Annotated in this window: 7 protein-coding genes and 1 pseudogene; 3 read left to right on the forward strand and 5 right to left on the reverse strand. The window is 71.4% G+C overall.

The features are described from left to right. Window positions 1–598: 598 nt before the first annotated feature. Both VSH64_RS23340 and VSH64_RS23345 read right to left on the reverse strand, forming a co-directional pair. Window positions 599–1945, reverse strand: a complete 1347-nt coding sequence (locus VSH64_RS23340; protein ID WP_326837780.1) for an FAD-dependent oxidoreductase — start codon at window positions 1943–1945, stop codon at window positions 599–601. A gap of 126 nt (window positions 1946–2071) precedes the next feature. Then, window positions 2072–2920 carry a helix-turn-helix transcriptional regulator gene (locus VSH64_RS23345; protein ID WP_326837781.1) on the reverse strand — a complete coding sequence of 283 codons (849 nt, stop codon included), beginning with the start codon at window positions 2918–2920 and terminating at the stop codon, window positions 2072–2074. Window positions 2921–3021: 101 nt separating this feature from the next. Between VSH64_RS23345 and VSH64_RS23350 the strand changes: the two genes are divergently transcribed. Further along, window positions 3022–3786, forward strand: coding sequence for an SDR family oxidoreductase (locus tag VSH64_RS23350; protein ID WP_326837782.1), 765 nt, complete (start codon window positions 3022–3024; stop codon window positions 3784–3786). 459 nt (window positions 3787–4245) lie between these two features. Here VSH64_RS23350 and VSH64_RS23355 read toward each other — a convergent pair whose 3' ends face one another. Next, window positions 4246–5694, reverse strand: a complete 1449-nt coding sequence (locus VSH64_RS23355) for an amidohydrolase (RefSeq protein WP_326837783.1) — start codon at window positions 5692–5694, stop codon at window positions 4246–4248. 1197 nt (window positions 5695–6891) lie between these two features. Between VSH64_RS23355 and VSH64_RS23360 the strand changes: the two are divergent. Continuing rightward, window positions 6892–10134: pseudogene (locus VSH64_RS23360) on the forward strand (S8 family serine peptidase). 98 nt (window positions 10135–10232) lie between these two features. Here the strand turns inward: VSH64_RS23360 and VSH64_RS23365 are convergent. Next, a complete protein-coding gene (locus VSH64_RS23365) occupies window positions 10233–11081 on the reverse strand; it encodes an MIP/aquaporin family protein (protein WP_326837784.1) in 849 nt (282 codons plus the stop codon). Between the two features lie 72 nt (window positions 11082–11153). Beyond that, window positions 11154–12317: an ROK family transcriptional regulator gene (locus VSH64_RS23370; protein ID WP_326837785.1), complete on the reverse strand. Its 1164-nt coding sequence runs from the start codon at window positions 12315–12317 to the stop codon at window positions 11154–11156. 147 nt (window positions 12318–12464) lie between these two features. On the opposite strand from VSH64_RS23370, the gene xylA reads away from it, so the two are divergent. Beyond that, the gene (gene xylA / locus VSH64_RS23375; RefSeq protein WP_326837786.1) at window positions 12465–13613 is read left to right on the forward strand and encodes a xylose isomerase; all 1149 of its coding nucleotides are present in this window, start codon (window positions 12465–12467) and stop codon (window positions 13611–13613) included. Window positions 13614–13662 lie beyond the last annotated feature (49 nt).

The raw sequence follows: 13662 nt of genomic DNA on the forward strand, positions 1-13662 counted from the left end.
GTCCCCGGCCGCGCGAACGCAGCCGGACCAGCCGGCAGATAAGCGACTCATCAAACCGCCGCACGACCTCCGGATCGTGCACCGACGCCGTCACAATCGCGGCTCGCCCCGCCACGAGCACCGCGACCTGCCCGCCCGGCGAACGGTAATTACCCACCCACCACGAGCAGGCCGGCCGCGAGACTCACCGATGGTGCGCCCCGATCGACTTCGCCAGGGTCGCCGGATGCGCCCGCAGATAAGCGACCTCATCAAACCGCCGCGCAACCTCCGGATCATGCACCGACGCCGTCACAATCGCGGCCCGCCCCGCCGCGACCACCTGGACCTGCCCGCCCGGCGAGCTGCAACTAGCCAGCCCCTACGAGCAGGCCGGCCGCGAAACTCACCGATGGTGCGCCCCGATCGACTTCGCCAACGCCGCCGGATGCGCCAGCACATAAGCGACCTCATCAAACCGCCGCGCAATCTCCGGATCGTGCACCGACGCCGTCACGACCGCGGCTCGCCCCGCCGTGCCTCGGCCTGCCCCGCCCAGCAGGCCGGAAGCAGGCAGCGCCGACCCGCCAGCCGCCACCAGCAAGCCAGAAAGAGAACCTCACCGCCGATTGGCGAGGATCGACCGCACCAACGTCCCAGGCCGCGCCAACCTCGCCGGATGCGCCAGGAGATACGCGACCTCGTCAAACCGCCGCGCGATCTCCGGATCGTGCACCGACGCCTTCACAATCTGGCCAATCGCCCACTTCTGCAGCCGATACCCACGCGGATACGGCCCATCCACATGCGGCAGCTCCAGATCCCCACCCGTCGACAACCCCCAAGCGGCATCGACAATCACCCGCTGCAAAGCGAAAAACCCCATCGCCGCCACATCCAGATCCGGACCCGACCGCAGATACTCCGACAGGCACGAAGCGTGCAGCACAGCACACGACATGCCCTGCCCGTAAATGGGATTGAACGACGCCACCGCATCCCCCGCAGCCACCAAGCGCGCAGGGAAACGCCGAAGCCGATGGAAGTCCCGGCGCCGACTGTCGGCGTGGTGGTAGGTGGTGATGCCGCCCAGCATCTCGTTGGCAGCGATCGCACCGAATTCACCGGGCAGCGCCGTCCGACACAAGTGGACGAACTCCTCCGGCGTGCTGCCGGGGCGGTGGTCGAGGTAGCCCGACAGGGTGACCATCCACTGGTCGTTCTCCGTCTGGCACATCGCAGCCGCCGCGATGCCCGACGGGGCGCCCGGTGAGTGCATCGACACGCCCGCGCGCACCGTGGGCTGGTCGCCGGTGCGGCGGAGCACGGCGGTGGTGTAGTTCAGGTCGATGCGCATGCGGGTCATCGGGGGCGGTTCCCAGCCGGCCGTCTTCAACCAGTCGGCGAGGCGGCTGGAGCGACCCATGGCGTCGACCACGAAGTCGGCGTCGAGCCGACCACCTTCGTACTGGACGGCGGTGACGGCGGTGTCGGAGAAGGAAAGTCCGGTCACGCGTGCCACGAGGGCACGCACATTCGGCAGCGCCAGCGTGTGCGAGCGGATCTGCGCTTCGAGGAACGGGCGGCTGCTGCTGAGCATGTCGGTGTCCGAGCCGACGATCTTGCGCACGCCGTCGGAATACGTGCTGCGCAACGAAGCCGGCGCGGGCCGCCCACCCGCGGCCACGGCCTTGTCGGTGAAGCCGGGGAACCAGCGTTCGAGTTGGCGCAGGCCGGCGGGCAGCAGCACGTGGGTCTGCGAGCCCTGCGGTGCGCCTGGGCGGGGGCCGGTGCCGGGGTCGTCGCGTTCCAGCACCACGACCTCGTCGGCGTGATCGGCGAGCGCCCGCGCGGCGAGCAGGCCCGCGATGCTGCCGCCGAGCACCACGGCGGTCCGCACCACCACCGGGCCCGGCGCGGGTGTACTGGTGTCACTGAGCCGCGCGAAAACTTCAGCGGGCGACATGAAGTTCCTCCCCGGACGTCCTGCACCACAAGCGCGGTGCCGGTCGATCCTGCCAGCCCGAAGCCGATTTTCCGACCTTCGTCAACCCGAACCAGTCATCACCCGAGCCGAACGGGCAGCACCGGTTCACCGCGTCGGCGCCGCGAACCGTTCGTGGCCCAGCACGCCCAGCAGCGCGATCTTCTCCGCCGCTTCCGTGCGCGGCGCCGCCGTGAGCACCAGCAGCGACTGCGACCAGTCCTCGGTGAACAACGCCTGGCAGTCGACCTCGATCGGGCCGAGCTGCGGGTGGATCAGCGTCTTGTGGTCCTCGAACCGGCGCGCCACCTCGTGACGCTCCCACAGCTGCGCGAACTCCTCGCTCGCGGCCTGCAACGCCCGCACCAACTCCCCCGCCCGCGACTGCGCGCCCATCGACCCGTACGCCGCCCGCAGCCCCGCCACCTGCGCGCGGCTCTGGCGAGCGCGGTCCGCCTCCGGGTAGATGAGGCGTTCGTCCGGATCGACGAACCAGCGGTAGATCGTGCTGCGCGCCAGGCCCGTGTGGTGCGAATGGTCGCCGTAGAGGGCGTCGGCGAAATGGTTCTGCACCAGGACTTCGCCGAGGTTCGACAGGATCAGCGCGGGCGTGTCGTCGAGCCGGTCGAGCACGCGCAGCAGCGCGGGAGCCACGTGCGTGGCCACGGCGTTGGCCGAAGGCGCGTTGCGGCCGGAGATCTGGAACAGGTAGTCACGCTCGTCGGCCTCCAGGCGCAGGGCGCGGGCCAGCGCGGTGAGCATCTGCTCGCTCGGCTGCGGGCCGCGCTGCTGCTCGAGGCGCGTGTAGTAGTCCACCGACATGGCCGCGAGCGCGGCGACCTCCTCGCGCCGCAGGCCCCGCGCCTTGCGCCGCGGGCCGGCGGGCAGGCCGACGTCCTCGGGCTGCAGCGCCTCCCGGCGGCGGCGCAGGAACTCCGCCAGTGTCGAACGATCCATGACACCCAGTATCCGCGACCCCGCGCCGGCCAACCAGGGATCGCCGATCCCCCGATGAGCGCTCTCTGCACGTCAGCGCCGCGAAGCGCGAAGGTCAGGGCATGGACATCTCCGGAAACACCGTCTTCATCCCCGGCTCGACCAGCGGAATCGGCCTGGCCCTCGCGCTCGAACTCAAGGTGAAGGGCAACACCGTGATCATCGGCGGCCGCCGCACGGAGCTGCTGCGCGAGCTCGCCGAGCAGCACCCCGGTCTGGACACCGTGCGCATCGACACCACCGACCCCGAGAGCATCACCGCCGCCGCCAAGGAGGTGCTCGCGAAGCACCCCGACCTCAACGTGCTGGTGACCATGTCCGGCATCATGCGCCTCGAGGACTGGCACCGGCCCGAGACGTTTCTCGCCTCGGCCGAAGAGGTCGTGACCACCAACGTGCTCGGCCCGATCCGCCTCATCGCCGCCTTCGTCGAGCACCTGCAGACCCGCCCCGACGCGACGATCATGACCGTGTCCTCGGGCCTCGCGTTCACCCCGCTCAAGGTCACGCCGAGCTACAACGCCTCCAAGGCCGCCATCCACCTGCTCAGCGAATCCCTGCGCCTGCAGCTGGCCGACACGTCGGTGAAGGTCCTCGAGCTCGAACCGCCCTCGGTGCAGACCGACCTGCTGCCCGGCCAGGCCGGCAACGACCACGCCCAGCCGCTCGACGAGTTCGTCACCGAGGTGATGGCGCTCATCGAAACCCAGCCGGACGCCCGCGAAATCCAGGTGGAGCGCGTGAAGTTCCTCCGCTACGGCGAAGCCCGCGGCGACTACGACCAGGTCGTGGTGGCGGTGAACAACACCGATCCGCACGGGAAGTAGGCCCTCAGGCCCGGTGCGTCGCCGTCAACGGCAGGTCGCGAAGCTCCGCCGGTGACAGGGGCGGCCGCCGTGATCAGCGCAGCGGCGACCGACCCGCGGGGCGACCGCCTCACCCGGCCGGAGCCGGTTGGCACAGCGGGCGGTCGCCTTCGTCGGGCCGCCGCCCGGCGCCGGCGTGAAGACGCCCAAGTAGTGAAGGCGCTCCACTCACTCCCGAGATCTCACACCAGGTGCGTCGGCTTGCCCGCCAGGATCGTCGCCGTCAACGGCATGTCGCGCAGCTTCGCCGGCGACAGGGGCGGCCGCTTTGATCAGCGCAGCAGCGACCGGCCCTCGGGACGACCGCCTCACCCGACCGGAGCCGGTTCGCACAGCGGGCGGTCGCCTTCGTCGGGCCGCCGCCCGGCGCCGGCGTGACGACGACCAGGCGGTGACGGCGCTCCACTCACTCCGGTGAACTCACGCCAGATGCGTCGGCTTGCCCGCCAGGAGCGTCGCCGTCAACGGCATGTCGCGCAGTTCCGCCGGGGACAGGTGCGAGGGATCGGCCGCCGTGATCATCAAGTCGGCGACATCGCCGACGGCCACGCCGCGGCGGCCGCCCGAAGCGGCGGCCAAGGCGTCGGCGAGCGGGATCGCCTGTTCGGGGTGCCAGGCGGGCCGGTGGTCGTCGGTGCGGCCGACGGCGGCGGCGATGCCGTCCCACGGGTCGAGCGGCGCGACGGGCGCGTCGGAGCCGATTTCCAGGCGGGCGCCGGAATCCAGGAGCGCGCGGTAGGCGTAGGCGCGGTCGGTGCGGCCGTGCCAGTGGCGGTCGGCGACGTCGCGGTCGTCGGGCTGGTGGGCGGGTTGCACGCTCGCGACCAGGCCCAGCCCGGCGAAGCGCGGCACGTCTTCGAGCGAAAGCAGTTGCGCGTGCTCGATGCGGCCGGGGCAGCCGACGGCGGAAAACGCGTCGAGCGCGATGGTGTTGGCTTTGTCGCCGATGGCGTGGACGGCCGGGACGAGGCCGTTTTCCCAGGCGCGGCGCATCAGCGTTTCCAGCTCGACCGGCGGAAGTTCCAGCAGGCCAGGGGAATCCGACTCGGGGTAGGGGTCGTGGCAGTAGGCGGTGCGGGTGTTGAGCGAACCGTCCACGAAGAGCTTGAACGGCCCGACGCTCAGCAACCCCTCACCGAGCGCGGCACCGGTGCGGTGGCCGCGGGCGATCGCGGTTTCCAGCAGCGGCCGGGAAATCACGCAGGCCACGCGCGTGGCCGGTGCACTACCGGTCGTGCGGCGGGTCCAGTCCGCCACGGTGTCGGCGTACTCGTAGTCCACGATCCCGGTGACCCCGCGGGAAGCGGCGGCCTCGAGCGCGTCGGCGACCCAGCGGTCCTGCACGTCGAGCGGCGCCGACGGCAGCGCGGCCGTGGCGGTCATGCAGTCGTTCTCCAGCAGCACACCCGTGGGGTGGTCGCGGCCGATCAGCTTGAGCGCCGCCGGACTGAGCCACAGCGTGTGCAGATCGGCGCTGAACAACGCGACCGCCCGGCCCGGCAGCGCGCGCTGCAGCAGGTCCTTGTGCGGCTTGTCGGGCCAGAGCCCGTCGCGGAAACCGGCGCCGACCACCAGGTCGCTGGGCCCCGTCTCGAGCACCCGCTGCAACAGCAGGTCCACCGCGTCGGCCGCCGAACTCGCGTCCTCCAACGGAATCCGACGCCGGAAAGTGGCCCACTGCACCGCGTGCACGTGCGCGTCGACCAGCCCCGGCAGCACCGTGCCGCCGTGCCCGTCGAGCACGCGCGCCGCGAAGCCCGAGCCGCTGCCCGGCTCCTCGATGGCGGCCACGCGCCCGTCGTTCACGCGCACGTCGGCGAGCCCACCGGCCAGCCCGACCCGCACCCGGCGGAGGAGGAGATCGTCCATCCGCCCAGCCTGCCAGGCCGGTGCTGCGGAAGGGAATCACCGCCGCGACAAGATCACGGCCAACCCGTCACCGCCCGAACGGGTGACGCAGGTGTACCGCCGGGAATGCGGGGTACCTGATGTGTGTTGAGACGTACGGCAGCCGTCGCCCGCCGAAGGGTCAGGGCCGGTCAGGGGCGCCGCCTTCACAAGCCGCGCAGGGTTCGACTCCCTCGGTTGCCACGAGTCGAGTGGGTGGAGTGTGTCCGCGGAAAGCGCGGACCCGGCTCGACTCGTCGTGTTTTCCGGGGGTGCAACCCCCGGGCCCCGCCCGGGAGGCTGCGCCCCCGGACCCCCAAGGTGGGTCGCCTTGAGGAGGTCGGTCACGTTTGGGTGGCGTGGGTTTCGCTTCGCGTCTGGACCACCGGTGGTGTTGGTGGGGTGGGCCATGCCTTGGTGGCGGAACCGTCGGAGGTGGCGGTGGTGGGGTGAGGTTGTTTTCAGTGGTGTCACCCCGGTTCTGCTGTTGGCCACCATCGGTGGTGGTCGTGGAGGCGGGCGATGCCTTGGTGGTGGTCGTGGGTGCGGTTGTTTCCGGTGGTGTAGCCCGGGTGCTGCCGCAGGGCGACCATCGGTGATGGCGTTGATGGAGTGGTCGAGCCTCGTCGGCGAGGCCGCCGAGGTCGTGGTTGGGCCGACATTCGAGGATGGCGGGCGCAGGGCGAGGATGTGTTCCGATGGCCTGACCCGGGTGCGGCAGCCGGCCGCCATCGGTGGCGGCGTTGCAGGTGGGGCCATGCTTCGGCGATGGAATCGTGGGCGTCGCGGCCGAGCCGAAATCGGGGGTCGTGGGGCGGGGTTGTCTTCCAGTGGCGTGACCCGGGTGCGGCAGCCGGCCACCATCGGTGGCATTGGCGGAGCGGGGCCATGCCTCGGCGATGGAATCGTGAACGTCGCGACCGAGCCGAAATCGGGGGCCGTGGGCGAGGTTGTCTTCCAGCGGCGTGACCCGGGCAATGCCCCCGGCTATCCGTGGCGGCGGCGGAATGGGGCCGTGAATCAGTGCCGGGTCGCGGGCGTCGCGCGGGGGAAAGCATCAGGGGGTGGCGTTGGCTGGGTCGGAGCGCGGGCGGTTAGGCCGTTCGTCTCACGTCGAAATGCGGCCGATAGGCTAAGTGTCTGATTGATGGCGATGGTCGGGACCTGTGTACTGCTCCGATGACACAGCACAAGTCGCGCTGGAGACGGCGGGCCGGGGTTACCCTCCTTGCCACGGCGCTCGGCGTTGCGCCGGTCGGGGTGCCCGCGGCGCTCGCGGCGCAGGCTCCCACCAGCCCCGCCACGGCCAACAGCAGCAACAACAACAGCAGCAAGACCCTCGACGACCACGATCGGGCGCTGGTGGCGGAAGCCCAGCGGGCCGGCAAGCGGACGGTGACGTTGCTCGTCGCCGCGGAGAGTGGGCGGGCCGGGGCCGCGGTGGCGGACCTGAAGGCGCTCGGTGGGGTGGTCGAGTCCACCAATGCGAAGCTCGACTACGTCAAGGTCGCGGTGCCCGTCGGGAACGCCGAGAAGGCCGCGAAGCTGCAATCGGTGAGCGCGGTGGACGTCGACGGTCTCATCCACCGCGACGACCCGAAGCCCGAAGGCGCGGCCAACCCGATCCCGCAGCCGGCGCCGGGCAAGAACACCCCGCGCGTGAATCCCTACCTTCCCACCGGCGACACCTACGCGGCGCAGTTCGGCCAGACCTTCAGCGGCTGGGACGGCAAGGGCACCACCGTCGCGGTGCTCGACTCGGGCGTCGACCTCGACTAGCCGGCGCTGGCGAAGACCAGCCACGGCGACCGGAAGATCGTGGACTGGTACAACGCCAACGCCAACGCCACCGACTCCGGTGACGGCACCTGGGTCGCGCAGTCGGCGCAGACCTACGCCGGCGCGTTCACCGCGAGCGGCCGCGACTGGACCGCGCCCGCCACCGGCGGCCCGTACACATTCGGCTTGTTCAAGGAAACGGCCGGCGACCTCGGCGGCGCGAGCAGCGAGACCGGCGGTGACCTCAACCGCGACGGCGACCGCACGGACGCGTGGGGCGTGCTGCTCGACACCGCCACCAAGCAGGTGCGCGTGGACCTCGACGGCGACGGCGACTTCACCGACGAGAAGCCGATGTCCGACTACGCCAAGAACTTCGACGTCGGCTACTTCGGCACCGACAACCCGGCCACCGACCGCGCCGAGCGCATGGCGTTCGTCGTGCAGACCGACCACCCGGGTTTCGTGAACATCGGCCTCGCGGGCGCCGAGCACGGCACGCACGTGGCCGGCATCGCGACCGGCAACGACCTGTTCGGCGGCAAGATGGACGGCGCCGCGCCGGGAGCGAACGTGCTGGCCGTGAAGGTGTGCCTCACCACGGACTCCTGCACCAACAGCGGCCTGCTCGACGGCGTGGTCTACGCCGCGAGCCACGGCGCCGACGTCATCAACATCTCCATCGGCGGCCTGCCGGCACTCAACGACGGCAACAACGCGCGCGCCGAGCTCTACAACCGCACCATCGCCGAGTACAACGTGCAGATCTTCATCTCCGCGGGCAACTCCGGCGCGGGCGCGAACTCGGTCGGCGACCCGAGCGTGGCCACCGACGCGATCAGCGTGGGCTCCTACATCACGCGCGAAACGTGGCTCTCCAACTATGGGTCCAAAGTGGACAAGGCCGAGGCGCTGCACCCGTTCTCCTCGCGCGGCCCGCGGGAAGACGGCGGGTTCAAGCCGGACATCATCGCGCCCGGCGCGGCGATCTCCACCGTGCCGCGGTGGGAGGCGCCGGGTCCGGTCGCGGGCACGTACGCGCTGCCGGCCGGCTACGCGATGCTGCAGGGCACGTCGATGGCCTCGCCTCAGGCGACCGGCGCGGCGGCGCTGCTGGTGAGCGCGTACAAGGCGACGCACCACGGCCAGCGGCCGCCGGTCGCGGCGCTGCGGTCGGCGATCAAGTCCACGGCGCGGTTCGTGCCGGGGATCGGCGCGTACGAGCAGGGCGCCGGGCTGTTCAACGTGCCCGCCGCCTGGGTCGCGCTTTCGCTGAACCCGAAGCCGGACGCGGTGACCACCGCGGTCGACGTGCACACGGTGCAGGCCAACCTGCTCAAGCCCACGCCGGGTGTCGGCGTCGGCATCCACGACCGGGAAGGCGTGACCGTCGGGAAGTCCTACACGCGGTCGTACACGATCACGCGCACGTCCGGCTCTTCGCGTCCGGTGCTGTACTTCGCGCGCTGGGTCGGCAACGACGGCACCTTCTCGTCGGGCTCGCTGATCTCGTTGCCGCTCAACAAGCCGGTTTCGTTCCCGGTGAAGGTGAACCCGCGCCAGGCCGGTGCGCACTCCGCGCTGCTGTACTTGGACAACCCGTTGACCATCGGCGTCGACGTGCAGACCATGAACACGGTCTTCGCGCCGGCCGAGTTCGCCGCCTCGGGCACTTTCACGGCTTCGGGCAAGATCGCGCGCAACCAGTCGGTGAGCTACTTCCTGCGCGTGCCGCAGGGCGCGAGCTCGCTGCAGGTGGACCTCACCGGCGGCGGTGACGCGGGCAAGGGCCAGGTGCGCTTCCTGCGCTACGACCCGACCGGCGTCCCGGTGGACAGCAACACGTCCACCAACTGCTACAACCCCGACGCGGGCGCGGGCTGCATCGGCGGCACGCCGACCAGCCGCACGCTCACCAACCCGATTCCGGGCGTCTGGGAGATCACGGTGGAAGCGCGGCGGACGTCCGATGTGGACACCGCGCCGTACTCGCTCACGGCGTCGGCACTCGGCACCGCCATCTCGCCCAACCCGGACGACATCGCGTCGGCTCCGTTGGGCGCGGGGCTGGCCCGCACGTACACGGTGAAGAACTCGCTGAAGGCCTTCACCGGCCACGTGGTGGGCAGCACGTTCGGCAGCGCCTCGATCAAGCGCCCGTCGATCACGCAGGGCGCGCAGTCGCAGACGCAGATCGCGGTGCTGCCCGGCTCGTCCTCGCTCACGGTGACGATCGGCAACACCGCCGACGCCACCGCCGACCTGGACCTGGTCGTGTACAACTGCACCACCGGCCAGTGCGTGGCGGCGGGCCAGAGCGCCGACGGCGACTCCGAGGAGTCGGTGACGATCCAGAACCCCGCCGCGGGCACCTGGGTCGCGCTGGTCGACGGGTACTCGGTGCCGGCCGGAACCACGGCGTTCGACTACCTGGACACGTTCGTGAACCCGGCGTTCGGCGGGGTCACGGTGACCGATCCGGTGGCCGCGCACGCGTCGGGGTCCACGTGGACCGTGCCGGGTGTGGTCACGGCTTCCCAGGCGCCGGCCGCGGGTCGCGTGCTGCGGGGCCAGCTGTCGGTGGTCGACGACGCCGGCAAGACGGTGGGCAACAGCACGGTGGTGGTACGTGCGGTGAGCTGACGCCTGGTCGGTTGAGCAGTCGAGTTCGGTTGAAGGGCGCCTTGCGGGAATCCGATTCCCGCAAGGCGCCCTTCGCCGCTTTCCCCGGAGGCAGGGGTCTACGGCCGCTCCCCCAGCACGCCTTGCGCAGCCGCCGTACCACTGTGGCCGCCACCCCGACCCCGCAATACGAAGGCGATGCCGACGGCGATCGCGGCTCCGGCCAACGGCCCCACGAGGTAGGCCCACCACGCCGTCCAGTCACCGAGCACCAAAGCCGGCCCCAGCGACCGCGCGGGGTTCATCGACGCGCCACTGACCGGCGCGCCCCACAACCCGGCCAGCGCGATGTAGCTGCCGACCGCGATCGCCGCGAGCGGGCCCACCTGCTGCGCCCCCGAAGCGCTGCCGAGGATCACGCTCACCAGGCCCGTGGTCAGCACGAGCTCCCACAACATCGCCGTCACGGTGCTGATCCCGCTGCCCGGCAGCGTCAGCCCGGCGCTGCCCTGCTTGCCGAGCAGCCCCCACAGCAGCAGCGTGGCCAGCGCGGCGCCGACGAACTGGGCCACGAGGTACGCCGGAACGCGCCGCCACGGGAAGTCACCGCGGGCGGCGAACGCGAGGCTCACCGCCGGGTTCAGGTGCGCGCCGGACACCGTGCCCATGAAGAGAATGATGGCCGCCACCATGAGTGCCGGCGCGACCACACGCGCGCCGGCCGGCACCGCGTCGCCGCCGAAGCGGGCGTTGACCATGCCGCCGCCGACGGCCACGAGCACCAGCAGGAACGTGCCCAGCACCTCGGAGAACAGGCGTCTGCCCTCGTAGCGGTCGTTCCAGAAGTCGAACTGGCCGACGACGGAGTTCGGCTGGCCCATCGAGCGCAGCGCGACGTCGGCGTGCTCGGCGATGCGGCGGCGATCGGCCGCCGGCGGCGCGACCCCCACGTTCGGTTCTCCGGTCATGGCGCACCTCGTCTCCCCGGCCGGTGGACCCCGCCATGCTCGCCACGGCGGCGCCGGGTCACCTCACCCGATTCAGGTGGCTTCGGCGCGGTTGAGAAACGGCCCGGGGTCGGCCAGCACGTGGTGCACGGTCCGCCCCGCCGCGCCGAGCGTGGCGGCGGCACCGCCCACAGTGGACGGTGCGAGCGTGGGCACCGAGCCGCGCAGGCGGCCCAGGCGCGCGGCCAGCACGCCTTCCGCCGCGGGCGCCAGCCACGGGAAGAGCGGGGCGAACACGCCGCCGAGCACCACGTGGTCGAGGTCGAGCAGGTTCACGGCCGAGGCCAGCGCGAGGCCGAGCGCCTCACCCGCCGCCGCGGCGGCCCGGGTCGCGGACCGAGCACCGGCGTCCAAAGCGGACAACAGGTCCGCCACGCTCGCGACGCCCGCGGCTTCGAGCAGCGCCTCCTGGCCCGCATAGGTTTCGAGGCAGCCGGCCGCACCGCAGCGGCAACGCGGGCCCGTGGGCGACACCACCACGTGGCCGAGCTCGCCGGCCAGGCCGTGGGCGCCGCGGAACAGCGCCGAGTCCACGACCAGGCCCGCGCCGATGCCGACCTCACCGGAGACGAAGAGGAAATCGGCCGGACCGGCGCCGAACCAGAGCTCGCCCAACGCGCCGAGGTTGGCTTCGTTGTCGACGGTGACCGGCACCGGCAGGTGCAGCAGGTCGGCCACGCGCACGCCGGCCCAGCCGAGGTTCGGCGCGCTGAACAGCACGCCGTCGCCGACCGGGCCCGACACGGCGAGCACCGCGCCGGCCACGGTCAGTCGGTGGGCCGCGGCCGCGTCGAGCGCCGTCTGCGCCAGGTTTTGCAGCTCCCCCAGCACTTCCTCCGGACGCGAACCCCGGTTGTCGCGTTCGCGGCGCTCGCTGAAGCGCACCTCGCGGGCCAGGTCGAGCAGGCACACGGCGAGGTAGTCGACGTTGATCTCCAGCCCCAGCGACGCCACGCGCGCCCCGGAGAGCACCACCTCCACACCGGGCCGGCCGCGTTCGCCGGCGCGGGCCGGGCCGGTCTCGGCGAGGAAACCGGCGTCGAGCAGGTCGCCGACGAGTTTCGAGACGGTGGACTTGGTGAGGCCGGTCAGCTCCGCGAGCGCGGCGCGGGTGAGCGGACCGCGGCGGCTGACCTCGCCGAGCACCAGCTCGAGGTTGCGCGCGCGCATCGAGTCGTGCCGCACCGCCTGCGTCATCCCCTGCCCTCCTCCGGGCACTGTACCGGCGGCCCTTGACGTGCGGGTCGTCGCAGCGCAGTATTTAGTCTACAACGTGAACTAAATACTTGCGTACCGAATGCACAGCCCGTAATGCACAGCCCGTATGGAACGAAGGGGACCGCCATGACCGACTTCACGCCCACTCCGGACGACAAGTTCTCGTTCGGCCTGTGGACGGTGGGCTGGCAGGCCGCCGACCCGTTCGGCGTGGCGACGCGCCCGGCGCTCGACCCGGTCGAGAGCGTGCACCGCCTGGCCGAGCTGGGCGCGTACGGCGTGTCCTTCCACGACGACGACCTGCTCGCCACCGAGCCCGACCGCGACGCGGCGATCAAGAAGTTCAGGGCCGCACTGGAGGCCACCGGCCTCAAGGTGCCGATGGCCACCACGAACCTGTTCACGCACCCCGTGTTCAAGGACGGCGGCCTGACCAGCAACGACCGCGACATCCGCCGCTACGCGCTCACCAAGGTGCGGCGCAACCTCGACCTGGCGGCCGAACTCGGCGCGCAGACCTACGTGCTGTGGGGCGGGCGCGAAGGTGCCGAGTCCGACGCGGCGAAGGACGTGCGCGCGGCGCTCGACCGCTACAAGGAGGGCCTCGACCTCCTCGCCGACTACGCCGTCTCGCAGGGCTACGACATCCGGTTCGCGCTCGAACCGAAGCCCAACGAGCCGCGCGGCGACATCCTGCTGCCCACGATCGGCCACGCGCTCGGCCTGATCTCGCAGCTCGCGCGGCCCGAGCTGTTCGGCCTCAACCCCGAGGTCGGCCACGAGCAGATGGCCGGGCTGAACTTCGTGCACGGCATCGCGCAGGCGCTGTGGCAGGGCAAGCTCTTCCACCTCGACCTCAACGGCCAGCACGGCCCGAAGTTCGACCAGGACCTGATCTTCGGCCACGGCGACCTGACCTCGGCGTTTTTCCTCGTCGACCTGCTGGAGACCGCCGGTTACGCCGGCCCGCGGCACTTCGACTACAAGCCGCTGCGCACCGAGGACCCGGCCGACGTGTGGGTGTCGGCCGCCGCGAACATGCGGATGTACCTGATCCTCAAGGAAAAGGCCGCGGCGTTCCGCGCCGACCCGGAGGTGGCTGAGGCACTGGCCGCTTCGCGCGTCGGCGAGCTGTCCGTGCCCACGGCCGCGCCCGGCGAGACGCTGGCCGACCTCGCGAACGACGACTTCGACGTCGAGGCCGCCGGCAAGCGCGGTTACCACTTCACGCGGCTGAACCAGCTGGCTCTGGAGCACCTGCTCGGCACCCGGTGACGGATTTCCTCGGTGGCGGGACAGGCCGTGTGCTGGTCGCGAACCGGTC

The sequence above is a fragment of the Amycolatopsis rhabdoformis genome, assembly GCF_035918295.1.
Classification (GTDB): Bacteria; Actinomycetota; Actinomycetes; order Mycobacteriales; family Pseudonocardiaceae; genus Amycolatopsis; species Amycolatopsis rhabdoformis.

Excerpts from the sequence above, each read along its gene's own strand:
- VSH64_RS23340 (WP_326837780.1), bottom strand. The coding sequence starts at position 1,945 with ATGTCGCCCGCTGAAGTTTTCGCGCGGCTCAGTGACACCAGTACACCC.
- VSH64_RS23345 (WP_326837781.1), bottom strand. The coding sequence starts at position 2,920 with ATGGATCGTTCGACACTGGCGGAGTTCCTGCGCCGCCGCCGGGAGGCG.
- VSH64_RS23350 (WP_326837782.1), top strand. The coding sequence starts at position 3,022 with ATGGACATCTCCGGAAACACCGTCTTCATCCCCGGCTCGACCAGCGGA.
- VSH64_RS23355 (WP_326837783.1), bottom strand. The coding sequence starts at position 5,694 with ATGGACGATCTCCTCCTCCGCCGGGTGCGGGTCGGGCTGGCCGGTGGG.
- VSH64_RS23365 (WP_326837784.1), bottom strand. The coding sequence starts at position 11,081 with ATGACCGGAGAACCGAACGTGGGGGTCGCGCCGCCGGCGGCCGATCGC.
- VSH64_RS23370 (WP_326837785.1), bottom strand. The coding sequence starts at position 12,317 with ATGACGCAGGCGGTGCGGCACGACTCGATGCGCGCGCGCAACCTCGAG.
- xylA (WP_326837786.1), top strand. The coding sequence starts at position 12,465 with ATGACCGACTTCACGCCCACTCCGGACGACAAGTTCTCGTTCGGCCTG.